Source organism: Sphingopyxis sp. SE2 (genome assembly GCF_032227185.1).
GTDB lineage: Bacteria > Pseudomonadota > Alphaproteobacteria > Sphingomonadales > Sphingomonadaceae > Sphingopyxis.
Genome location: NZ_JAPMXW010000001.1, coordinates 2556211 through 2580256 on the forward strand (window position 1 = coordinate 2556211; position 24046 = coordinate 2580256).

14 protein-coding genes are annotated in these 24046 nt (G+C 66.4%); 7 read left to right on the top strand and 7 right to left on the bottom strand.

Annotated elements, in window-relative coordinates:
• The first annotated feature begins 13 nt into the window (after positions 1–13).
• Entirely contained in the window at positions 14–2527 is a 2514-nt protein-coding gene (locus OVY29_RS12185) for a TonB-dependent receptor (RefSeq protein ID WP_037555390.1), read from the top strand.
• Positions 2527–4020 (top strand): CehA/McbA family metallohydrolase, encoded by a 1494-nt coding sequence (locus OVY29_RS12190; RefSeq protein ID WP_037555389.1) that lies wholly within the window; start codon positions 2527–2529, stop codon positions 4018–4020. The genes OVY29_RS12185 and OVY29_RS12190 overlap by 1 nt, the downstream gene beginning before the upstream one ends.
• A gap of 87 nt (positions 4021–4107) precedes the next feature.
• Here the strand turns inward: OVY29_RS12190 and OVY29_RS12195 are convergent, their stop codons facing one another.
• Positions 4108–7617, bottom strand: coding sequence for a CHAT domain-containing tetratricopeptide repeat protein (locus OVY29_RS12195; protein WP_052182239.1), 3510 nt, complete (start codon positions 7615–7617; stop codon positions 4108–4110).
• Positions 7618–7964: 347 nt separating this feature from the next.
• On the opposite strand from OVY29_RS12195, the gene paoA reads away from it, so the two are divergent.
• Genes paoA through paoC form a run of 3 tightly spaced genes read left to right on the top strand, consistent with a single transcriptional unit; the run spans position 7965 to position 11771 of the window.
• A complete protein-coding gene (gene paoA, locus OVY29_RS12200) occupies positions 7965–8612 on the top strand; it encodes an aldehyde dehydrogenase iron-sulfur subunit PaoA (protein ID WP_037555388.1) in 648 nt (215 codons plus the stop codon).
• The gene (locus tag OVY29_RS12205) at positions 8609–9559 is read left to right on the top strand and encodes an FAD binding domain-containing protein (RefSeq protein ID WP_037555387.1); all 951 of its coding nucleotides are present in this window, start codon (positions 8609–8611) and stop codon (positions 9557–9559) included. Before paoA ends, OVY29_RS12205 begins: the two co-directional genes overlap by 4 nt.
• Positions 9560–9563: 4 nt before the next feature.
• Positions 9564–11771, top strand: coding sequence for an aldehyde oxidoreductase molybdenum-binding subunit PaoC (paoC, locus tag OVY29_RS12210; RefSeq protein ID WP_313911476.1), 2208 nt, complete (start codon positions 9564–9566; stop codon positions 11769–11771).
• 13 nt (positions 11772–11784) lie between these two features.
• Here the strand turns inward: paoC and OVY29_RS12215 are convergent, their stop codons facing one another.
• Entirely contained in the window at positions 11785–12351 is a 567-nt protein-coding gene (locus OVY29_RS12215) for an NTP transferase domain-containing protein (RefSeq protein WP_037555385.1), read from the bottom strand.
• A 51-nt stretch (positions 12352–12402) separates the two neighbouring features.
• On the opposite strand from OVY29_RS12215, the gene OVY29_RS12220 reads away from it, so the two are divergent.
• A complete protein-coding gene (locus tag OVY29_RS12220; RefSeq protein WP_052182237.1) occupies positions 12403–13386 on the top strand; it encodes an XdhC family protein in 984 nt (327 codons plus the stop codon).
• A 215-nt stretch (positions 13387–13601) separates the two neighbouring features.
• Here OVY29_RS12220 and OVY29_RS12225 read toward each other — a convergent pair whose 3' ends face one another.
• The 5 genes from OVY29_RS12225 to OVY29_RS12245 form a co-directional block, all read right to left on the bottom strand.
• Positions 13602–15164, bottom strand: a complete 1563-nt coding sequence (locus tag OVY29_RS12225; protein ID WP_313911477.1) for an alkaline phosphatase D family protein — start codon at positions 15162–15164, stop codon at positions 13602–13604.
• Positions 15165–15196: 32 nt separating this feature from the next.
• Positions 15197–16501, bottom strand: a complete 1305-nt coding sequence (locus tag OVY29_RS12230) for a serine/threonine protein phosphatase (RefSeq protein WP_313911478.1) — start codon at positions 16499–16501, stop codon at positions 15197–15199.
• Positions 16502–16521: 20 nt separating this feature from the next.
• Positions 16522–19833, bottom strand: coding sequence for a TonB-dependent receptor domain-containing protein (locus tag OVY29_RS12235; RefSeq protein WP_313911479.1), 3312 nt, complete (start codon positions 19831–19833; stop codon positions 16522–16524).
• Positions 19834–19930: 97 nt separating this feature from the next.
• Positions 19931–20932, bottom strand: coding sequence for a FecR family protein (locus OVY29_RS12240; protein ID WP_313911481.1), 1002 nt, complete (start codon positions 20930–20932; stop codon positions 19931–19933).
• Entirely contained in the window at positions 20874–21473 is a 600-nt protein-coding gene (locus OVY29_RS12245) for an RNA polymerase sigma factor (protein ID WP_052182235.1), read from the bottom strand. Before OVY29_RS12245 ends, OVY29_RS12240 begins: the two co-directional genes overlap by 59 nt.
• A gap of 359 nt (positions 21474–21832) precedes the next feature.
• On the opposite strand from OVY29_RS12245, the gene OVY29_RS12250 reads away from it, so the two are divergent.
• Entirely contained in the window at positions 21833–24016 is a 2184-nt protein-coding gene (locus OVY29_RS12250) for a calcium-binding protein (RefSeq protein WP_313911482.1), read from the top strand.
• The last annotated feature ends 30 nt before the right edge of the window (positions 24017–24046 follow it).

Consider the following 24046-nt stretch of genomic DNA (forward strand, 5'->3'; position numbering starts at 1 on the left):
CAGGGGTTTCAGAATGACGATCAGAGGTCTTGCCTCCGCCAGCCTATTTGTCCTTTTTGCGAGCACAAGCAGCGTCGCGCTGGCGCAGTCGGATGCCGATGACACCTCCGCCGCCGCGGCCGAATCGCAGGGCGAGGAGATCGTCGTGACCGGCCGCGCCGGCGCCGGCGACCGCACACGCATCGAGACCAGCTATGCGGTCACTTCGATCGACAATGACACGCTGCGTTCGCGCGCGCCCTCGAGCGTCACCGAAGCGCTGAAGTCGGTCCCCGGTTTCTGGGTCGAGGCATCGGGCGGCGAAGGCAGCGGCAACGTCCGCGCGCGCGGCATTCCGGTCGACGGCTTTGGATCGATCACCCTGCTCGAAAACGGCCTGCCGGTACAGCATGACCCCTCGCTCGGCTATCTCAACGCCGACCAGGCCTTTCGCATCGACGAATCGATCGAACGCATCGAGGTGGTCCGCGGCGGCCCGTCGTCGATCTTCTATTCGAACGCGCCCGGCGGTGCGGTCAATTTCATCACCCGCCAGGCCACCGACGAAATGACCGGTGTCGCGCGCATCCTCTATGGCCCGACCGCCGACCTCTTCCGCTTCGACGGCTGGGTCGGCGCACCGCTCGGCAATGGGTGGAGCTTCGGCGTCGGCGGCTATTATCGCAAGGAAGACGGCGTCCGCGATCCCGGTTTCACCGGCAATCAGGGCGGACAGGTGCGCGCCGACTTGGGCTATGATTTCGGCGATGGCCGGATCACGCTCGGGTACAAGCGGATCGACGACAGCACGATCTTCTACACCGGCATTCCGCTCACCAAGGACCGCAAGGGCGACATCGTCGGCCTTCCCGGCTTCAACCCGCATTATGGCACGACGGCGAGCCGCGCGACCGCGTTCCTGACGCTGCGCAGCGCCGACGGCCCGGTCCAGTTCGACAATGCCGACGGCACCGACGTCAATCTCGACCAGTTCAGCCTGCTCGCCGAATGGGAATTCGCGCCGGGCTGGAAGCTCAGCAACCGCGCGCGCTATCGCGATTCGCTGACGGTGCGCAACGGCGTCTATCCGGCCTCGATCAGCACCGCGACCGCCTTTCTCAACCAGAATAGCGCGTCGCTCCTCGCCGCCTTCCCGGGTGCGACGAGCATCCAGCTGCGTTACAGCGACACCGGCGAGGCGTTCGACGTCACCGGTCAGAACGGCAATGGCGACGTCTTCATCAACGCCGCGCGACCGGTCACCGTCGACGAGAGCGAATTTCTGAACGACCTCCGCCTCGCGCACAGTTTCGACATGGGCGGCACGACGCATGACTTCGCCATCGGCTTCTATTACGCGCGGATCGAGGAGACCTTCCGCCGCTATTCGGCATCGACGCTGCAGGACGTGTCGGACAATTCGCGCCTCCTCGACCTCGTCGCGCTGAACGGCGCCGGGCAGGTCGTCGGCGCCGCAACCGAAAACGGCGTCGTCCGCTACGGCTCCGAATTCGCGAACGGCAGCGGTACGCAGGACACGTTCGCGCTTTACGCCGCGGACGAATGGCAAATCCTTCCCTCGCTGCGCCTCGACGCCGGTATCCGTTGGGAAACGGTCAAGACCCGCGGCGCGCAAGAGGGCAGCCGCACGGTCGATCTCGGCAACGCGGCGACGCTCGCCGACAACAATGTGTTGACCGGAAACGGCGTCTTCACGCCCTTCGACAAGAAATTCGACAAGGTCGGCTACACGGTCGGTGCCGATTGGCAGTTCGCGCCGCGCGCCGGGGTCTTCGCGCGCTACACTTCGGCTTTTCGTCTGCCGAGCGTCGGCAACTTCATCACCAGCGCGACCGCCGTTCCGCGCACGCAGGGCATCGACCTTTGGGAAGCGGGCCTCAAATACCAGTCGCGCTTCGCCAGCGTTTATCTCACCGGCTTCCTCACCGACTTCAACTCCTACGGGATCGGCAACACGCGGTTCGACCCCGACACCAACGGCTATGTGTCGCAAACGGTCTACACCGACACGCGCGCCTATGGCATCGAGTTCGAGGGCACGGTGCGGCCGGCGCCCTGGTTCGATTTCACGCTCAACGCGACCTGGCAGGACCCGACCTTCCGCAACCTGCGCTACGACGAGCTCACGACGGTTGACGGACAACAGACGCTGGTGCCGCGCGACTATACGGGCAATCAGCTGATCCGCGTCCCGAAGATGGCGCTGCGCGCGACGCCCGCGGTGACGCTGCTCGATGACCGGCTGCGCGCCCAGCTCGACGTCGAACATTATACGAAGCGCTTTGCCGACGCGGCGAACATATCGAAGCTGCCGGCCTATACGGTCCTCAACGCCAGCGTCCGCTTCCGCGTCACCGACCAGATCACGCTTTGGGCCTATGGCGACAATCTCACCAACGAGATCGGCCTGACCGAAGGCAATCCGCGCGCGGGCGAGCTCACCAGCGGACAGGCCAACGACCTGTTGTTCATCGGACGTCCGATCGTCGGCCGCAATTTCCGCTTCGCGGTGGACTTCCGCTTCTGATGTGGACCCGGGCAACCCTGTTTGCCGCTGCGCTGGCGCTCGCCGGCGTAGCGGCGGCGGCCGAATCGTCGCAGCCGGACGTCACGGTTGCGGGCGAGATCACCGGCGCCGATCATCAGACCTATCGCGAAGTGCCGTTCGACGTGCCCGAGGGCACCGAACGGATCACCGTGACGCTGACCTATGACAAGGCGAACCGGACGGTCGTCGACATGGGGGTCTGGGATCCGGCGCGTTTCCGTGGCTGGAGCGGCGGCACGCGCGACCGCTTCACTATCGCGCCGAGCGATGCAACGCCCGGCTATCTTGCCGGGGCGCTGCCGTCCGGGCGCTGGCGCGTTTTGCTGGGCGTTCCCAATGCGCGAAAGGACAGCCGGGCGGCCTATTCGGTCAATGTCTTCTTCGATCGCGCAGGGCAGTCGCGCGCCAGCGCCGCGATCGCCGATCCACCGATCAAAACCGCGCCGGGCTGGTATCGCGGCGACCTTCACATGCACGATGCACACAGCGACGGCAGCTGCCAAAGCCGCGGCGGCCGAAAAGTGCCGTGTCCGCTGTTCCGTACCGTCCTCGCCGCCGCCGATGCGGGGCTCGATTTCATTGCGGTCACCGACCACAACACCACCGCGCATTTCGGCGGCCTGCGCGAACTCCAGCCCTATTTCGACACGATGCTGCTGATCCCCGGTATCGAGGTGACGACGTTCGGCGGTCACGCCAATATTTTCGGCCCAGCCCGTTTCGTCGATTTTCGCGTCGGAACGGCCGGCGTGCCCGATGTCGACGCCTTGCAGCGCGACGCCGCAGCGTCGGGGGCGATCCTGTCGCTCAATCATCCCGCCCTCCCATCGGGTGAGCAGTGCATGGGCTGCGGCTGGACCTGGCCCGACACCGATTATGGCAAGGTCGCCGCGATCGAGGCGATCAACGGCACGATGACCGAGGGCCCCTTCGCCGGGCTCGGCTTCTGGTATGCGCGGCTGAACGAAGGGCACCGGCTGACCGGCATTGCGGCCAGCGACAATCACGATCCCGACGTCGCGCCGGGCAATCCGCCGCCCGGCCCGGCGCCGATGGGCCGGCCGCGAACGGTCGTTCATGCGCGCGCGCTCTCGATGCCGGCGATCCTGAACGGCATCCGCGACGGCAATGTGTTCATCGATGTCGAGGGAACGCGCACGCGGCTCCTGGAAGTCGAAGCCGCGGCCGACGGACGCCGTGCCGCGATGGGGGAGATATTGCCGGGACGCCGCCCCACGACGATCCGGGCGCATGTTACGGACGCTGCGGGGTCGTTCGCCGAACTGATCCTCAACGGCCGGCCGGCCGGCGCGCGTCAACCGGTCGCGTCGGACGATGCCCGGCTGACACTGGTGTTGAAAGCCGAACAGGCTTGCGGCTGGGCCGCCGTCAATGTTCGCAGCGCCGAGGGCAAGCTGCTGCTTGTCGGCAATCCGGTCTATTTGTCCTGCGATACGGTCCGGCCGCAATAAGGAGGCGGCTGGCCCGGCGGCAAGCGCGCACCGAAAGGACCGAAAACAGCCGTTCTTAAGACCGCGGGGGCCGATCGTCGATTCACTCTAGTCGTCGCGGTTGGCGATGTTGGTGAAAGCGGCCCAGGCGGCGGGATGCGCCCAGCCGGCTTTCCAGCCCGCGACCGCCGAGCCGTCGGCGCGCTTGCCGCTGCGCACCGCCTTCATGCCCATCTGCAGCGCCTCGGCGCGCGAGGTTCCGGGGTTCGCGCGGCGCGCGGTGAGCGTTTCGACCGTGAGCACCGCGGTCGCCTGATCCGATACGCGCCAGTGGCTCGCGAGCAGGGCGTCGGCGCCCGCGTAGAGGAAACCGCGCGCGAGCGCCGACAGGCTGTCGCCGCCGCCCGAATTTTCGACCGACGCGGTGTTGCACGCCGACAGGATCACCCAGTCGGCCGACAGCGTTAGCCGCGCCGCCTCGGTCGCGGTGAGCAAGCCGTCGTCGGTATCGCTCGCGACGCCCGGCGGGGTGAGCACCAGCCCCGGCTCGCCGAAACCCAGCTCGGGATCGGGAAGCAGGCCGTGCGTGGCGATCGCGACGATGTCGCTCGTCGGTAGCGCCGGATCGCCGCGCAGCGCCGCCTCGGTGGCATCGCGGTCGAGCGTCAGGCTGGCGGGCGCGGCGCCGAACAGCTCGGCCATCGCCGCGAGTTCGACCTTCGTCCCCGGCAAGGGGGCGAGCTTGCGGAGCGCGTCGGGATCGGCGAGCGGCGAGCCCGCGGCCGACACCCCGTCGAAGACGCCGATCCCCGCCGCGGCGCGCGAACCCGTGTCGCCGCCGAGCAGCACGGGCGCGCCATAGCCGCGGAAATTCTTGCCGCGGCCGGTCCGTCCTTCGACGGGCAGCATCAGCGCCGCGACCGACGGCAGGCTGGTGAAGGCATAGCGATCGGCAAGCCAGCCCGCGCGGGCAAGCGTGTCGGGATCGGCCAGGTCGGCGCCTTCGGGCAAGGGGGTCGACGACAGCATAGCGAGCGGCAGATCGCCAAGCTTGCCCGAACTCGCGACATAGAGGCGCCGCGTGTCCTTCAGCAGCGGCTCGACCGGTGCGATCAGCTCCTTGTAGAGCGCGTGCGCGGTGTCGAGGTCGAAGCGGCGATGCCCCTCGAGCTCGCGCGTCGTCATCGGCAGCGCGTCGAGTTCGGCCTTGCGCGCCGCCGAACAGGTCGCGAAGTCGACGTCGCAGCGCAGGTCGGAAATCTGTTTCAGGATGACGTCGATCTCCTCTGCCGGCCGGCTCCAGCCGACGGCGTCGGGGGTGACGACGAAGAGGTGAAAGGTGTTCGCCGCCTCGGTCATCATCAGCAAGGCTTCGCCGGGCCGCAGCGCCTTCTGCGCTTCGGCAAGTCCGACGGGACGCGGCGACACGAGCTGGCGGTACGACGGATATTTCTTGTCGATCAGCGCGCCGATGTCGGCGAGTTCGGCCTGCACCCCGTCGAGTTCGCCGCGCAGCCGTGCGGCCTCGACGGATTTCCGGTTGCCGAGCGCGCGGAGCAGATTCTTGTCGATGACGTTCGCGCGCGCGGCCAAATCCTGCTCGCGGCGCACCGCCTCGGCCATTTGCGGCGTCTTCGCGGCACTGCGCGCGGCGGATTGCAGCACCGCGCGCCCCGAAGCCGAGCTGTTCGCATCCTGCGCCGCCTGAAAGGCGAGGTCCTGGAGCCGCGACTGTCCGGCCGCGTCGGGCGTATCGCTCATCAGGCCGAACGCCGCATTCATATAGGTGGTGAAGGTATCGCGGTTGGGGTCGACCTGTTGCCGGTCGAGCGCCGACAGGACGACGGCGTTGCCGCCCGCCGCGGTCCGGTCGTTCAGACGCCGCACGATCGCGACCGCCTTGGCCGCTGCCGCCTCGGCTTCGGCCGCCTTGCCCTGCCGGAGCAGACTCGCGGCAAGACCGCTATAGGCGTGCGCGGTCTCGATATGCGCTTCGCCGAGGCTGCGCTGGCGGATGGCCAGCGCCTGACGATAATAGGGCTCGGCCGCCTCGTCGCCGGCACGGTCGAGGCCGCTGCGGCGAACGAGCGCCGCGGCGACGCTGGCATAGCCATCGGCGGTGAGCGGATGATCCTCGCCGAGCAACCGGCGGCGGATAGCGAGCGCCTTGATCGCCATCTCGGCGCCCTCGGCGTGCCGGCCGAGCAGGCTGAGCGTTGTGCCGAGGCTGGCATAGGCATGCGCGGTCTCGGGATTGTCGTCGCCGAACTTGGCGCGGAAAATGCCGAGCGCCTCGCGCATCAACGGTTCGGCGGCTTCGGGGCCGAGATTATAGGCCAGGTTGATCAGCTGCGTCGCATAGGAGGGATGGTCCGCGCCCGCCACGCTCTTCTGGATTTCGATGCTGCGCCGGTACATCGGCTCGGCTTCGTCGAAGCGGCCCTGCTGGACCAGATTATGCGCGACATTGCCGTACATGATGGCGGTGCGATGGCTGCTTTCGCCGAACGCCTGCCGCGTGATGTCGAGCGCCTTGCGCAGCAGGGGTTCGATCGCCGAGGGCGGCAGCCCACGGTTTTCCATGATCAGCGCGACATTGCTATGGGCTTCGCCGGTCAGCGGGTGGGTCTCGCCAAGCGCCTTGAGCCGGATCGCGAGCGCCTTGCGGTAGGCGGCGTCGGCTTCCGCATAGCGTCCCTGCAACCGCAGGCTGTTGGCGACCGCGGTATAGCCGAGCGCCGCCTCGGCGCTTTCGTCGCCCTTGGCCGCGCGCCAAAGGTCGAGCGCCTTGTTCGCCGCTGCCGACGCCTCGTCATAGCGCCCGATTTCGGAGAAATTCGCCGAAACATTGTAATGGCTGAGCGCGATGTCGGCGGCTTTGCCGTCGGGCAGCGCTTCCTCGATCGCCAGCACCTTGGCGAAGATCGGCGCCGCCTCGTCGAAGCGCCCGAGGGTGCTTAGGACGGTCGCGAGATTGCCGTAATTCGCCGCGGTCTCGCGGTGATTTTCGCCATGGACCGCGAGGCTTGATTCGACCGCTTCGCGGTACAGCGGCTCGGCGCCCTTCATGTCGCCGCTTTCGGCCATGGCGCGCGCCAGATTGCTGGTCGCGATGATCGACTTGGGGTGGTGCTTGCCATTGCTTGCAAGGCGCGCCACGAGGATCGCGCGGCGCAGCGGGATCGCTTCGACGGGGCGACCCTGCGCCATATAATTGGCCGAGAGGCGGGCGTAGGCGAGCAACGTCTCGTCATCGCTTTCACCGAGCGACGCCCGGTTGATCGCGAGCAGCTGCTTCAGGAAAGGCTCGGCCTCCTTCAGCCGCCCCTCATCCTCCAGCACGCCCGCGAGCAGCCGATAGCCCATGCTGGTGATCAGATTGTCGGCGCCGTAGCGCTTCGTCGCTTCGCCGGTCCAGCGCCGGTAGACCGCCTCCGCGTCGCGTCGTTTGCCGGCGCGTTCGAGATCCATGCCGCGGTTGAGGAGGTCGAGCAGCTTCTGCTCGTCGCCGTCGAGTTTGGCGGGTGGCGGTGCTTCCTGCGCGAACCCCGTCGGCGCGGTCGTCCACAGCGGCGCCGCGAGGAGAAGAGCGAAAAAGCGAAGTCGGCGGCTGGCCATGGCGCTGCATTTCCCTGTTTTGACCCAACATACAGAATCTCTTGGGTTATTGTCATCCCGTTCGCGCTAGAACAGGGCGCGCGGCGGCGTTGTGACCACGGTCACGCTCGGTCGATATCGCTCGCAGAACACTTCGCTGAGCGACGACGGGCCTTCCAAACGCGAGCGTCCTCGACGCGGGCTCGGCCGATCGTCGCCCGTTGCGGCGGACCCATGGGTTATGCTAGTTTCGGTTTCGATCCAAAATCGTCAGGGGGCGCGGCAACGCATCGTCCCCTTTTGCATTCATTTGTAAGGACAACCGCCGACGAAGCCGTCGCGCGGAGAAAAGATGATTGGGACAGCGCATGGCAATACCGCACGACATTTCCATCTCCCGGCGCGGGCTGCTCGCGGGCGGCGCAATCTCGGTCGCTACCGCCGCGGTATCCGATCCCGCCGCCGCCGCGACACAGGAATCGGGGCGCCCGGCCAACGGACCGCCGACCGCACGCGTGCGCTTCGAGGTCAATGGCAAGGCGCACGACCTCGAACTCGACACGCGCACGACGCTGCTCGACGCGCTTCGCGAACATCTTCGCCTGACGGGCACGAAGAAGGGGTGCGATCATGGGCAATGCGGGGCCTGCACCGTCATCGCCGACGGTCGCCGGATCAACAGCTGCCTTTCGCTCGCCGTTCAGCATGACGGCGACAAGATCACGACGATCGAGGGGCTGGGCCTTCCGGGCAAGCTCCATCCGATGCAGCAAGCCTTCGTCGTCCACGACGGCTATCAATGCGGCTATTGCACCCCGGGACAGATCTGTTCGGCGGTCGCGGTCCTGGACGAAATCGAAGCAGGCATACCGAGTCATGTCACGATGGACCTGAGCGAAGCGCCCAAGGTCACGGCAAGCGAACTGCGCGAACGGATGAGCGGCAACATCTGCCGCTGCGGCGCCTATTCGAACATCATCGATGCGATCACCGATGTCGCGGGAGTGAAGGCATGAAAAGCTTCACCTATGAGCGTGCAGAGACGCCCGCGGCGGCAACCGCCGCCTTCGCGCGCACCCCGGGCGCGCGCTTCATCGCCGGCGGCACCAACCTGCTCGACCTGATGAAGCTCGAGATCGAGACGCCGGCGCATCTGATCGACGTGAGCCGCCTCGGCTTCGACAGGATCGAGGCGACGAACGACGGCGGACTGCGGATCGGCGCGATGGTGCGCAACACCGACCTCGCCTCGGACGCGCGCATCCGGCGCGACTATGGCCTCCTCGCGCGCGCGCTCGTCGCCGGGGCTTCGGGCCAGCTCCGCAACAAGGCGACGACCGCGGGCAATTTGCTCCAGCGCACGCGCTGTCCCTATTTTTACGACACCAACCAGCCGTGCAACAAGCGCAAGCCCGGCAGCGGCTGCGCCGCGATCGGCGGTTTCAGCCGCCTGCATGCCGTGATCGGCGCGAGCGAGGCGTGCATCGCCATCCACCCCAGCGACATGGCGGTCGCGATGCAGGCGCTCGACGCTGCGGTCGAAACGGTCGACGCGGCAGGCAAGGCGCGCAGCATCGCGCTCGCCGATTTCTATCGCGCGCCCGGCAGCACGCCGCATCTCGAAACGGTGCTCGCGCCCGGCGAGCTGATCACCGCGGTGACGCTGCCGAAACCGCCCGGCGGCACCCACATCTATCACAAGGTCCGCGACCGCGCCTCTTACGCCTTCGCGCTGATCTCGGTCGGCGCGGTGATCCGGCGCGACGGCAGCGGGCATGTTGCGCTCGGCGGGGTCGGGTACAAGCCCTGGCGCGTCGCGGCGGCCGATGCCGAATTGCCGCGCGGCGCCAAGGCGGCCGCCTCGGCGCTCCTTGCCGGCGCGAAGACGAGCCACGAAAATGCCTACAAGCTGCCGCTGGTCGAGCGAACGCTCGCTGCGGTGCTGGCGCAAGCAAAGGGTTGAGCCCATGAAGTTCGACACGCCCGCAACCGACAATCCGATCGACCGGCTGAAGGTCGTCGGCAAGCCGACGAACCGCATCGACGGCCCGCTCAAGACGAGCGGCACCGCACCCTATGCCTATGAACGGCACGACGTCGTGCCCAACCAGGCCTATGGCTATGTCGTCGGCTCGGCGATCGCAAAGGGCCGCATCACCTCGATCGACACCGCCGCCGCAAAAGCCGCGCCCGGCGTCCTCGCCGTCGTCACCGCCGCGAACGCCGGCAAGCTCGGCAAGGGCAACTTCAATACCGCGCATCTTCTCGGCGGTCCCGACATCGAACATTATCACCAGGCGATCGCGCTCGTCGTGGCCGAAAGCTTCGAGCAGGCGCGCGCGGCCGCCGCGCTCGTTCGCGTCCAATATGATCGCGCGAAGGGCAATTTCGACCTCGCGAAATCGATGGACGGTGCGGTCAAGCCGCCGCCGGCCTTCGGCACCGAGGCGGACACCCGCTTCGGCGATTTCGATGCGGCCTTTGCAAGCGCGCCGGTCAAGCTCGACGCGCGCTACACGACGCCCGACCACAGCCATGCGATGATGGAACCGCACGCGTCGATCGCGAGCTGGGACGGCGACAAGCTGACGCTATGGACGTCGAACCAGATGATCGCCTGGTCGGTCGGCGACATGGCGAAGACGCTGGGCATTCCCAAGGAGAATGTCCGGCTGGTCTCGCCCTATATCGGTGGCGGCTTCGGCGGAAAATTGTTCATCCGCTCCGACGCGTTGCTCGCCGCGCTCGGCGCCAAAGCCGCCGGTCGTCCGGTGAAGGTCGCGCTGCCGCGGCCGCTCATGACCAATAACACCACCCACCGCCCCGCGACGATTCAGCGCATCCGCCTCGGCGCGACGACCGACGGAAAGCTCACCGCGATCGGCCACGAAAGCTGGTCGGGCGACCTCAAGGGCGGCAGCCCCGAAACCGCCGTCGCGCAAACGCGCCTCCTCTATGCCGCGCCGAATCGGATGACCGCGATGCGCCTCGCGACGCTCGACCTTCCCGAAGGCAATGCGATGCGCGCGCCCGGCGAAGCGCCCGGACTGATGGCGCTGGAAATCGCGATCGACGAAATGGCGGAAAAGCTCGGCCTCGATCCGATCGCGTTCCGCGTGCTCAACGACACGCGGGTCGATCCCGAAAAACCCGAGCGGCGCTTTTCGCAGCGCCGCCTCAACGAGTGCCTCGAAATCGGCGCCGAGAAATTCGGCTGGAACGGCCGCAAGGCGAAACCCGGCGCCACGCGCGACGGGCGCTGGCTCGTCGGCATGGGCGTCGCCGCGGCGTTCCGCAACAATCTCAACGAAAAATCCGCGGCACGCGTCCGCCTCGACCGCAATGGGACGGTAACTGTCGAAACCGACATGACCGACATCGGAACCGGCAGCTACACGATCATCGCGCAGACCGCCGCCGAGATGCTCGGTGTCCCGCTCGACCGTGTCGAGGTTCGCCTCGGCGATTCGGCCTTTCCAGTCTCGGCGGGCTCGGGCGGCCAGTGGGGTGCGAACAGTTCGACCGCCGGTGTCTATGCCGCATGCGCAAAGCTGCGCACGGCGGTCGCCGAAAAGCTCGGTCTCGACCCCGCGGCCGCGGTCTTCGAAAACGGCAAGGTCCGCGCCGGGGGAAAGAGCGTCGCGCTCGCCAAGGCCGCGGCCGACGGCGACCTCGTCGCCGAGGATATGATGGAATATGGCGACCTCGCCCAGACATATCAGCAGTCGACCTTCGGCGCGCATTTCTGCGAAGTCGGGGTGGACGCGATGACGGGCGAGATACGGGTGCGCCGTATGCTCGCGGTCTGCGCTGCCGGGCGCATCCTCAACCCCAAGGCCGCGCGCAGTCAGGTTATCGGCGCGATGACGATGGGCGCGGGCGCGGCGCTGATGGAGGAACTGGCCGTCGACAAGAGGTTCGGCTTCTTCGTCAATCATGACCTCGCCGGCTACGAAGTCCCCGTCCACGCCGACATTCCGCATCAGGAGGTGATCTTCCTCGACGAGGTCGATCCGACGACGTCGCCGATGAAGGCCAAGGGCGTCGGCGAACTCGGCATCTGCGGCGTCGCCGCCGCGGTCGCGAACGCCGTCTATCATGCGACGGGCGTTCGCGTGCGGAACTACCCGGTCACGCTCGACAAGCTGATCGACAAACTTCCGGACCTCGCGTGAGTCACCATCCCGCTCAGCGCAGGTCTTCGGGACGGTCGATGTCGGCAAGCTCGAGCGGATCCCCGGCGACGAGCAGGGCACCGGCGAGCAATGCGCGGCCCCCGCGGTCGCCTTCGATGTTTCGAAGCGCCTCGAAGTGCGAACGTGCGAAAAGCGCCGGCGGCATGGCGGTGCCGTCGCGTCCCGATGCGACGATCGACGCTTTGGCGGGGTCGAATGCCGCCAGCAGCGACTTGATATGCTCCTGTCCGACGAACGGCATGTCGCCGAGCGCCACCAGCGCCGCATCGGCGCCCGACAGGTCGGCCCGCTCGATCCCGAGGGCGAGCGAGGATGACAGTCCGCGCGCGGGCTCGGCATTGACAATGATTTCGAATCCCAGGGCCGACAGGATTGCGGCGACCTCGCTTCCCGCGCGGCAGACGGCGATCAGGCGGCCGGGCCCGATCGCGACAAGGTTTTTCGCTGCGATGACCGCGACCGGTTCGCCGCGAACCCGCGCAAACAGCTTGTCGCGTCCGAAGCGCTCGGAACGGCCGGCCGCCAGCAGGACGGCGGCGATGCGATCGGCTTCGATCACGGCATTGTCTCCCATTGCGCGGCGGCCGGGCAACCCGGCGGGTCGATCGCCATGACCGGCTTGGCGACATCTTCGCTCGACATATTGCACTTTCTGCGCCGCCGGGGCGAGTCCGGCGACGCCTGCGTCCTCGCGACGCTCACCGGCATCGAAGGTTCGTCCCCGCGCGCGCTCGGCGCACAGATGGCCATCGCGGCGAACGGCGATTATGCCGGTTCATTCTCGGGCGGCTGCATCGAGGCGGCCGTCGTCGCCGAAGCCCTCGACGCGCTCGCGGCGGGTGCCCCGCGCCTCGTGCGGTTCGGCCTCGGCTCGCCCTATCTCGACATCCGGCTGCCCTGCGGCGGGGGCATCGACCTTCTGTTCGCGCCGCAGCCCGATCCCGCGGCGATCGAGACGGCCATCGCGCTCCTCAGCGCACGAAAGCCGGCAGCGTTTGCGCTCGCGCCCGCGGGGCTCCGCCTTGCCGAGGCGAGCGCGCCGACCGGCTGGCGCGGCGACGACTTCGTCGTCACCTATGTGCCGCGGCTCCGCATCCTGGCGTTCGGGCAGGGCGAAGAACTGACGGCGGCAGCGATACTGGCTGCGGCCTCGGGCGCCGCCACCGCCGCCTTCTCGCCCTATGCGCGCGACATCGCTGTCCTTGGCGCGGCCGCGGTCGACGCGGCGCTTCTCCCCTATCGAGGCTGGCGCCCGGACATCGGCTCCGACCCCTGGACCGCATTTCTTTTCCTTTTCCACGACCGCGACTGGGAAGAAGAGCTGATACCCTGGGCATTGGAACAGTCCCGCTTTTACGTCGGCGCACTCGGCAGCCGCCGGACGCATGCCGATCGCAAGATCATGCTCGAAGCCGCCGGCGTGGCGGCCGAAGCGATCGCATCGCTCCGATCGCCGGTGGGCCTCATCCCGTCGACGCGCGATCCCGCGACCCTTGCCATTTCGGTGCTGGCCGAAATCGCCGAGCAGTTTGCGGCCGACGCCTTTCTCCCCTTGGCAGCTCCGCGCCGCGAACCCGCCCTGAGCAAATCCTGACGTTTCTGGCCCATCGCCGCCCTTATAGTCGAACCGGTCGAGCGGCGTCCGGTCGCCGTCGAAGTCGTCGGCCGCGGCGCCCAAACCGCGATCGGTCCGGTCGATTATGCCGGGATGCGGATCGCCGTCCTGACCGATCCCGATGGCCACCAGATCGAGCTGCCGGCGCGCAGCCCGGCGACTTCGCTCGAATAGGCGGCGGCTCTCTGCGGAAATTATTCGCGGTGGATTCCGGGCTGTTGCGGAAGCGTCACCAGCGTCGCGATCTTCTGCTTGGCGCCGCTCCGATCGCTGACCTTGGTCACGCCGACCACATCGGTCCGCCAGCTGTCCTTCCCGATCGTGAAAAGCTGATACCCCCGGCGGTCGTTCAGCAATTTCGTATGGGGGTTTTGCTCGGGAACCTTCTCCCAGCCCGCGGGGATGTCCGCGCCGTCGCCGCCCGACGCAATCGAGCTCGCCACATATTCCGTCGCCGCGGCGGGTCCGTCGAGTTCGCCTTCGCGCAGCGGAACGATGCCCGCATGATGTTTGTGGACGTCGCCGGTGGATACGATGACGTTGGTGAGCTTTCGTTCGGCGATCGCGTCGACCAGCCGCCCCCGGGCGTCGGAATAGCCGCTCCAGGAATCGAGGTTGGTGGGCCCTTGGGCGCGGCTTTCGGGATAGACGAACGGCATCATCATCACCTGCTGGGCAAGCAGGTTCCAACCGAAGTCGCCCCCCAGCCCGTCCTTCAGCCACGCCTCCTGTTCGGCGCCCAGCATTTGCGAGGGACCGCGATCGCCGGCGGGACGACAGTGCGCCGCTTCCCCGGGACCGCAGCGCTGATCGGCGCGATACTGGCGCGTGTCGAGCAGATGGATACGCAGCAGCCGGCCGTAATCGAGCCGCCGGTGCATGCGCAGGCCCGCGGGCGTCGGGAACAGCGCGCGCCGGACGGGCATATTTTCGTACCACGCCTGCATCGCGGCGAAGCGGCGCAGCACGAATGCTTCGGGCGGCGTGCCGTTTTCGTCGCGATCGTCCGCCCAATTATTGTCGACCTCATGATCGTCCCAGGTGGACAGGAAGGCCGCGGCGCGGTGCGCCGACTGAAGGTCTTCGTCCATCTTGTACTGCGCGTGGCGTCGGCGATAATCGTCGAGCGAATAGATTTCGTCGCCGGCATGGCTGCGGAAACAGGATCGCTCCCCCTCCCCCGTCTTCGGACAACTGCGCCCCGACCGGCCTTCGTAGATATAGTCGCCATAGTGGAAGATGGCGTCGAGATCGGGCTCTTCGCTCAAATAGCGATAGGCGGTGAAATAGCCGCTCTCGTAATTCTGGCAGCCGGCAACGCCGATGCGGAGCCGGTCGACCGCGGCGCCCGCCGCCGGCGCCGAGCGCACGGTGCCGACCGGACTCGCTTCGCCTTCCACCAGGAAGCGATACCAATAGCGGCGGGCGGGTTCGAGCCCCCGGACCTCGGCATGAACCGAATGGCCGAGCTCGGGCCGCGCCATCGCCTCGCCCGACTGCACGACCTGCGCGAAACGCTCGTCCTTCGCCACTTGCCATTGCACGGGAACCGTCGCCATCGGCATGCCGCTGCCGGGTTCGAGCGGGTTGGGGGCGAGGCGGGTCCAGAGGACAAAGCCGTCGGGGTGGGGATCGCCCGAGGCGACGCCGAGCGTGAACGGGTAACCCTCGATCGGTCGCGCGAAAACGGGCCGGACGGACAAGCCCGCGAAGATGGCGAGCGAACCGGCGGATTTGATGAGGTTACGGCGATCCATGAGATTCTCCGGGACAGAATGAAAGGAAGCGGTCAGGAACCGCGCTTTGGCGGCGCGGCATCCGGCGCGCCGAAGCGCCGGTGGAAATCGTCCAGTTCGATCGTGAATTCGTCGCGCTTCAGATAATCGGCGTCGGACAGATCGTCCTGCCCGTCGTGCGCCTTGTACCACCCCGCATATTCGGGAAGCTCCGACGCATATTTCCCATAGTGGGTCGAAAAGGTCCGGACGTCGATACTCGGCTTCGCAGTGTCGAGGCGGAACGTCAGGAGCCGCAGCCAGCCATCGCCGACATCGCTGCCTTCGGCGCCGGCGTCTTTCGCCGTCTGGCCCCGTCCCTGATAGTCGGCCATCATCTGATAGACCTTACCGCCCGACCGGTTCGTGTCGATGCTGAAACCCTGGCCGCCGACATGACCGCTCAGCACCAGGAAAATCTGGTCGTGACGGCTGATGAACTCGTCCCACATCATCTCCGGATCATTGTCGAGCGGGTCGAGTATGCTGTTGCGGGGGTTCGACTTCAGATTGCGCCGTCCGTCGCGCCCCAGATAATCGTGCGTCGACACGATGGTCGGCAACCCCGGAAAGCGGTCGATCATCGCGCGCGCCCACGCGAGCGAGGCGTCGGGGGCATGATATTGCAGGCCGATATGCAGAAAGCGGCACTGTCCCGCGCGAAAGACCTGCGCGCTGTCGGCGCCGCCGTCATGCGATCCGACGTACCAGGGCTGCCCCGCAAAGAATGCCGATTTGTCCGAAAAGGCCGATCGGAAACCGGTCAGCCCCCCGACATGGCGCACCCCCGCCTTTTCTTGCTCGGGCTGCGGCGGATGCGCGGGATCGGTCCAGAGCGCGTCGAAGTCGTGATTGCCCGGCACGACCGAAAAGGGCAGCTTGCCCGCCACGAGCTGGTAGGCCTGCACCGCCACTGGTATCTCGAATCCCCTTGTATGGACCTTGGGCGACATCGCGACTTCCGAACCGCCGTTCGGAATCCATTTGAAGTCACGCGCGGCGTGCGCCGGGTCCATCCATTCGGAATAATGCTGCCAGACGTCGCCGACATGGGTCGCGAACACGATATCGCCGCCCGCCCCTGCGGAATTTTCGGCCACCCAGCGCATCTGCCCATAGAATTGTTCGACCGCATCGAAGGGAAAACCCGACCATTTCTGATGCCGGTAATCGACATAGTTCTGCGTATCGGGAATCATCGCGACCCTGAATTCGCCGCACGTCCGCCGGGGTGCCTCCGCCGCTGCGGCGCTGGCAGGACCGGCAAGCGCGGCGAGCAACGCCAACCCCGCCTTCAGCATGTTTCGATAGCGGACCATGGATGCCTCCTTCGCAGCGGCTAGAAGCGCGCCCGGACGCCGACCACGCCGCTGCGGCCATTGTGGACATAGATCGCGCTGTGATCGCCCAGCGGGCCGCTTTCGGCGAGACTGCCGGGCACGATGATGTTCACCGGTTCGTTCAGCAGGTTGCGAATCGAGAAAAAGGCTTCCCAGCCGCGATGGAAGGCGACGCTGCCCGACAGATTCATGTCGATGCGTTCCTCGAACCACGACGGCGTCGTGCTGCGATATTTTTCGCCGGTCCACACGCTGTTGAGATACAGCTTCACCGGTCCCTTCTTGTAGGAGAGGGAGAAGCTGCCGACATGATCGGCGACGCGGACGATCGGGATATCCGGGTCGTTATACATATAGGAACCGCGGACCGACAGGCCGTCGAACGGCGCGGGCAGATAGGTCAGCGCGTGGTTGAACTCGAACTCGACGCCCTTGATGTTGACCGCATCGCCGCCCACCGTCGTCGTGGTGATGAAGATATAGTCGGCATATTGGGTGCCGGTGTAGCCGAACTCCTCGGCGGTCAGCTCCTGTTCCTGAAACAGCCCCTTGGTCCGGTTCATGTAGAGGTTGATCGCGACCAGGCCGACAGGCTCGAAATAATGCGCGAGCCGCGCCGAAAAATTGTCCGAAACCGCGGGTTCGAGGTTGGGGTTGGGCGCCCGGATGATCCGGTCGAGATCGTTCACCGACCAGACGCCGGCCAGCTCGCTGACGGGCGGTCGCAGGATCGTGTTGCTGTAGCCAAGCTGCAGATCGGTATTGCGGCCGAGCGAATATTTCAGCGAAGCGCTGGGGAAGAAATAGTCATATTTCCCCTTCCGATAGACTTTCGGGCGCGAGAGATATTGATATTCGAGTCCCTCGATCGTCGTCGCCCGTCCGCTATCCTCCGACACATCGAAACCCGCCGCGCGGACTTCCTCTGCCGTCAGCGCGTCGAATTCGCGCGACGCGGTGCGGGTCTGCTCCCAGCGCAAGCCGCCGCGCAACCGCAGGCTCTCGAACGGCGTGATCGTCGCCATGCCATAGACCGCGGCGTTGGTTTCGCGGAAATGGGCTTCGCTCGCGACATTGGCGCTGTACCAGTTCGCCGCGGTGAAGCTGCGCTGCCAATGATCGGGATTCGCTTCGTACAACTGCCAGACCTTGTACAGGCTGGGCATGTAGAAATTCTCGCTTCCCGACAGCGTACTCAGGCTCAGACCACTATCGGAATAGGACGAAAGATCGGTGAACGAACCGATGGCGCGAAGGAAGTCGGCGTTGCTCATCGGACCGACATAGGAATATTCATTCTCGGCCGAGCGGTTCGAAAAATCATATTCGGCTCGCCGCACCTTGAAACCGGTCTTGAACGAAGCCTCGATCCCGCCAAGCGACGTATCATAGGTGAGGTTCATCGCCGCCGTCTTGAAATCCACCTCGGACGTATTGCCGTTGTTGAGCCGGATTCTCGGCGCACCCGACAGGGTGAAGGAATCGGAATCGCTCCAGTCGGGACCGCTGACCTGCCGGATGTCCCAGTCGGATTCGGTGAGTTCGCTCCGCGCGGCCGAGAAATTCCCGGTCGAATTGACCGTGCTCAACAGGGCGTTGACCGCGCCCTTCGACGGCGTGTCGTAATGGCTCTTGGCGCGCGACCAGGACAGATAGCCGTCGAGCCGCAGCCCCCCGCGGGTCCATTCGAAACCGGGCGTGAGCGAAAAACCCTTGTTGATCTTGTACTGGACCGCGCTCGCGGCCCGGAAGCTGTTCGTCGCCGCGCCTTGCTGGGTCGTGAAATCCAGCCCCGCATCGCCCGTCACGCCGACGGTCCGGGCGCCGGTGGTGAAGGTCGGCGTGAGTTCCTGCTGATAGACCCTGCCCCGGTTGAGGTTGCTCGCGAGCGACAGGATCAACTCGTCGCTGGCCCTGAAGTCGAGGTTGAGCGCGCCCGCCATCCGTGACGTCTTGCGATACTGGCTCTGCGCCGCGATGACCGTCGTCGCCATCGGATCGGGGCTGATCGCCGTCGGGACATAATTGCGGCTGTTGGTGATTTCCTCGCGCTCGACATAGGTGTTGGTGAAGCCGAAGCTCGCCATCACGCCAAGCCGCCGGCCAAAGAAGCTGTCGGAGAACTGGACCTCGCCGTTCGGCAGCAACGGCGCGTCGAAGCCGCCCTCCTGCGGACCGGTGTTGCGCCCCTCCCACAGATCGGCGCTCGTCGCGCCGCTCAACTGCACGCTGAACAGCCGGCGCTTGCGGTCGAAGGCGCGCTTGGTGCGGATGTTGATCGTTCCCGCCGGCGCATTGGCATCGACGTCGGCGCTGATCGTTTTCGAAATCTCGATCGAATCGATACCGGCGAGCGAGACGCCTTCGAAACTGAACACGCGCGCCGAACCCGCGCCGGTATTGGCATCGGCCGAGGCCATGCTGGTGCCGTTGAGCGTCACCTGCGTATAGTCCGACGGCATGCCGCGCAGCGAAACGCTGATCGCGGTGCCGTTCGTGCCGTCGGTGTCGACGCCCGGCATGAATTTCAGGAATTCGGCCGGGTTGCCGTCGGCGATATCGCCATAGGATTCGGCCGACAGATTATTCTTGATATCCATCGATTCGCGCTGGTTCATGATCGCGCGCGCATCGCCTTCGAGGACGCTGGCGACCACGACGATATCCTGCGCGCCCTCCGCCCCCGGGCGGACCAGCTCGACGTCGTGGCGTGTCGTGGCGCCGGCGGCGACGTCGATCGTTTCGACATGATCGCTGTAACCCGTATAGCTGATGGCGATGCTCGCCGGGCCCGCCGGGACGTCGACCATCCGATATTCGCCGCGCTCGCCCGAATTGGTCGAGCGGCGGCGGCCATCGGCGGTCTCGACGCTGACGATCGCGTTGCGCAGATATTCGCCCGTCGCGGGGTCGAGCACGCGGCCGGTGACGATGCCCTCGCCCGCGGCGCGCTGTTCGCCGGACCGGGCCGGGCTCGATCCGGCCGGGCTTGCCGAACCGTTCGCCGCGGCCCGGGCGCGCAGGACGACGACGCCGCCCGCGTCCGATACGATTTCGAGGCCCGTGCTCACCAGCAGCTTGCGCAGTGCGTCGCGCGACGTCATCTTTCCGACGATCGGCCGCGACTTGACATGTTCGAAGCCGGCGGCGGGCGCCACGATCTGAAGCCCCGCCTGGCGTCCGAAGGCCGAGATCGCCGCCGGAAGGCTCTGCGACGGAATGTCGAAGCTGATCGTCTGCGCCGCCGCCGGCGACGAAATTGCGAGTGCGGCAACGGCGACGCCGCTGCTCAATACCGACCTCAAATTCATGTTAACGCCCCCGAGCTTGTTGCTTCAGCCATGGTTCGGGGGCTGGATGACGTGCAGCGATCTTTCCGCCATCGCCGACGGAAAAAAACTTCGATCGCTATGGAAGGGCGAGCCTTACTCCGTCGGATGTCGGCTCGGCGCGGATACCCAGACTGAGCGCGGCCGCCTCGGCAAAGCCGATCGGATCGCTCGTCGAATAGACGCCCGCCACCTTCATCGCGCCGACCGTCCGGTCGCCGATCTCGATGCGATGGTCGGAATAGCGGGCATATTCGGCGGCCGCCTGGTCGAGCGTCATGCCTTCGAGGTCGAGAAGTCCGCGGCGCCAACCCACCGACCGTTCGAGCACGGCCGGCGCCAGACGCTCGGTGCGAAAGCCCCCACCGGCGAGGAGGCGCGTCCGCTGGCCCGCGCGAAGCAGTTGTTTTTGGCTTTCGCCGGCGCCTCCCACTTCGACCAGGCCTTCGAAGACGGTGACCTCGACCGCATCGTCGTCGAAACGCCGAACCGTGAAGCTCGTGCCGAGAACGCGAATGCGGGCATGTCCCGCCCGCACGATGAAGGGCCGTTGCCGGTCGCGCGCGACGTCGAACAGGACTTCGCCTTCGACCAGATCGACCTCGCGCGGCTTGTCCTCGATCCGCGGTTCGATGCGGCTATCGGTGTTGAGCGTAATCGCCGATCCTTCGGCCAGGGTGACGCGGCGCATGTCGCCCTTGCCCGTCCTGATCGTCGACCGCGCCGCCAGCAGGCCATAGCCCGCCAGCGCGACGACCGACGCCGCGAGCGCGCCGCCGCTTGCCAGAATGAATTTCCGCCGCGCCACCTGCGGCGCGGGCTTCGTCGCGTCCTCGAAATCGGCGGGCGAGAAATTCGTGCCCAAGGCGGCAGCGCGATCGAAATGCGCGTTGACGGCGAGCGCGCGTGCATAGGCGCCGATACGGCGGCTGTCGCCATGCAACCAGGCGTCGAGCGCCGCCTGATCGTCGGGAGCGAGCGGTCCGCGGTCGGTTCTGGCGGCCCATGCGGCGGCCGCTTCGTCAATTTGCGAGGCGGTTTCCCTGCGGCTCGGGTCGGGCGAAGTCTCGATCATGTGCATCAGATGCCGCGATCGCGGACTTTCCGCCATAGGCGATTGCAGTTGATAGAAGGCGGATCGCCTTGCCCATGTGCTTTTCGACCGTATTCTCCGAAATTCCCATCTTGCGGGCGACCTCGCGCTGCGAGAGTTCGTGAACCTTGCGCAGCGTGAACACCTCGCGGCATTTGGGCGGGAGTTCGGCGATCAACGCCGCGACGCGCGACAGTTCCTGACGCCCCGCCGCGATGCTTTCGGGTCCCGGGGCATCGCAGGATATTTCGAGTCCTTCGATGTCGGCGAGGGTGCTGAACGAAACGACGCGCGAGCGCCGCAACGACATCAGGACGACCGATTTGGCGACCTCGAACAAATAGGTTCGCGGGTTGCGGATGTGATCTACCGATCCGAGACCGGCCAGGATAACATAGGATTCCTGAACGACATCGTCGACGTCGAGTCCGACAAGCGGACGGCGCCGGAGCCAGGTGCGGAGCTCGGCTTCGTGCGGAAGAATCTTGCGCGCGAGCCACTCGATGCGTTGCGGAGATAACACAGCCATGCGGCGCCCGTAGGAGAGCTATGTTACACTTGTGGTTCAACGAACGGCGATGGACGCCGCACGCGCCATTTCGGTTTCGGCCGCTCGCGGGTTGGCCGGCACCGGTGCGATCATGCCGCTTTCGAATCGGCCCGGCGGCGCGAAAGTCCTTTCATGTCAACGACTCAGGCGCCGGACGAGAATGCGCCGGGGCGAATTTCCCGACCAGGCGAGACAGCTTGCAATCGGCCCGGAAGTCCCCGCGACCCATCGCAATAACCGCTCCGATGATCAGGATAACGCTGGCTTAACCATGGTGCTGTGCAGCATGTCGGATGGGTCGAGGTTAACCTCGACGTAACAGCAAGGGGTCGTTCGTCATGCCAAGCCTGTATATCTCACCCGCCGGATCCGGCGACCAAAGCGGTAGCGATATCAACAACGCGGCGTCGATCGGCTCGCTCAACACGCTGATCGGACGCGCGGGGCCGGGAGGCGAAGTGCTGCTGCTCGCCGACCAGGGCGATTACAACGTCACCGGCATCCTCGGCATCACGCGCGGCGGGGCCGAGGGCGAGCCGGTGGTGGTGCGCGGCATCGATTCGGACGGCAATGCGATGGCGGCGCAGTTCACCGGCTCGCGCCCGGCCGACTGGCAGGCGGGAGACGCCGCAGGCAACGAATTGTTCAAGCTCGGCACAGGCGCCGACAATCTCGAATTTCGCGACTTGCGGATCGACAATGTCGGCACCGCCTTCCGCGTCACCGCCGATCTCGCCAATCTCCATATCGAGGATGTCGATGCGAACAACGTCCGCCGCTTCTTCGAAGATTATGCCAGCGCGCCCTCAGGCACCGCGACGATCAGCGGGCTGACGATCCGCGACGTCGATGTGCAGGGTTTCTCCAGGGTCGCGATCCGCCTCCAGTACGACACCAACAATGTCGTGATCGACAATGTCAGCGCGGACATGGCGGGACAGACGGGCGACGACCTGCCTGCGGGAATCCATCTCGACGACACCGTCCACAACGTCACGCTCAGCCGCGTGGTGATGGAGAATATCCAGAGCACCGCCGGCGCCTATTTCAACGGGGACGGCTTCGCGACCGAGCGCGGCGTCTATGACGTGCGTTTGATCGACACGGTCGCGCGCGGCAACAGCGATGGTGGCTACGACCTCAAGTCGAATGCCACTCTGGTCCTCCGCGCGCTCGGCGAGGAGAACGGCCGCAACTACCGGCTCTGGGGCGAGGCGACGCTGATCGACTCGACGGGCCGCAATCCGGTGCTGCGCGGCGGCATTTCCGAACAGAACCAGCTCTGGCTCGATGACGCCGCAAATGTCACCGTGATCGGCGGCCGCTTCGAGGATGCCGGGTCGCGCACCAAGGTGATCTCCTCGCAGGGGCGGCTCATCCTGCAGGGCGTCGAGATCACCCTGTCCGAACTCGCGACTTTGCTCACCCGCGATTCGCTTCCCGGCCTCAGCGGCACCGAGACGATCCGCGAAACGCTGACCGTCGACCGCGGCGACGCCTCGCCCGGAGCGACCGACTTTATCGCGCTGCTTCCCCTGCCCGACACCGCGACGGCCGATGCGCTGCAGGGCACGGCCGGTGACGATATTTTCCTTGTCGACGACACCGGTGACCGGATCACCGAGACCGCCGACGCCGGGTTCGATCGGGTGGAGACGACGCTGGAGGGCTACACGCTCGCCGGTCATATCGAACAACTGATCCGCCGCGGCGCCGCCGATTTCATCGGCAATGGCAACGCGCTCGCCAACAGCCTGATCGGGGGCGCGGGCAACGACACTCTGGGCGGGCTCGACGGCAATGACGACATCGCCGGCAATTCGGGAGACGATTGGCTCGTCGGCAGTAATGGCGAGGACCTGCTTCAGGGCCAGTCGGGCGCCGACATGCTGCTCGGCGGCTGGCAATCCGACGCGCTTTTCGGCGGCACGGGCGCGGACCGGCTGATCGGCGACCAGGAATGGCTGAGCAGCCGGGGCGCCAACGACCGGCTCGACGGCGGCGACGATGCCGATCTGCTGATCGGCGATGCCACCAATATCTATGGCAGCGGCAGGGGAGGCAACGACCGGCTGACCGGCGGCGCGGGCAACGATATATTGATCGGCGACGGCGACGCGATGACGGACAGCGCCCGCGGCGGGGCCGACACGCTGGAGGGGGGCGACGGCAACGACTGGCTCTATGGCGACGGACGCGAGTCGGCCGCGACGGTGGCCGGCGGCGACGACAAGCTCTATGGCGGCGACGGTCCCGATCACCTGATAGGCGGCGGCGGCGACGATCTGCTGGCGGGCGGCGCGGGCGCCGACTGGTTCGTCTTCGCGCCGGGTTCGGGCGCCGACGAGATCAGCGACTTCGCCTCCGGAGCGGACCATATCGACCTCAGCGCCTTCGACATCGCCTATGAACAGCTCGGCTTCACGGCGAGCGCGGACGGCGTCCGCATCACGATGGGCGCGGACAGCATCTTCGTTCGCGGCGCGCAGGCGTTTTCGCCCGACGATTTCGTCTTCGGCTGACTCTCCCCCGCCCTTCGCGGGAGAGGGCTG

Coding starts and splice junctions, on each gene's coding strand:
- paoC (WP_313911476.1), top strand. CDS start 9,564: ATGAAGTTCGACACGCCCGCAACCGACAATCCGATCGACCGGCTGAAG.
- paoA (WP_037555388.1), top strand. CDS start 7,965: ATGGCAATACCGCACGACATTTCCATCTCCCGGCGCGGGCTGCTCGCG.
- OVY29_RS12225 (WP_313911477.1), bottom strand. CDS start 15,164: ATGGATCGCCGTAACCTCATCAAATCCGCCGGTTCGCTCGCCATCTTC.
- OVY29_RS12240 (WP_313911481.1), bottom strand. CDS start 20,932: ATGCACATGATCGAGACTTCGCCCGACCCGAGCCGCAGGGAAACCGCC.
- OVY29_RS12220 (WP_052182237.1), top strand. CDS start 12,403: ATGACCGGCTTGGCGACATCTTCGCTCGACATATTGCACTTTCTGCGC.
- OVY29_RS12245 (WP_052182235.1), bottom strand. CDS start 21,473: ATGGCTGTGTTATCTCCGCAACGCATCGAGTGGCTCGCGCGCAAGATT.
- OVY29_RS12230 (WP_313911478.1), bottom strand. CDS start 16,501: ATGGTCCGCTATCGAAACATGCTGAAGGCGGGGTTGGCGTTGCTCGCC.
- OVY29_RS12195 (WP_052182239.1), bottom strand. CDS start 7,617: ATGGCCAGCCGCCGACTTCGCTTTTTCGCTCTTCTCCTCGCGGCGCCG.
- OVY29_RS12235 (WP_313911479.1), bottom strand. CDS start 19,833: ATGAATTTGAGGTCGGTATTGAGCAGCGGCGTCGCCGTTGCCGCACTC.
- OVY29_RS12205 (WP_037555387.1), top strand. CDS start 8,609: ATGAAAAGCTTCACCTATGAGCGTGCAGAGACGCCCGCGGCGGCAACC.
- OVY29_RS12190 (WP_037555389.1), top strand. CDS start 2,527: ATGTGGACCCGGGCAACCCTGTTTGCCGCTGCGCTGGCGCTCGCCGGC.
- OVY29_RS12250 (WP_313911482.1), top strand. CDS start 21,833: ATGCCAAGCCTGTATATCTCACCCGCCGGATCCGGCGACCAAAGCGGT.
- OVY29_RS12185 (WP_037555390.1), top strand. CDS start 14: ATGACGATCAGAGGTCTTGCCTCCGCCAGCCTATTTGTCCTTTTTGCG.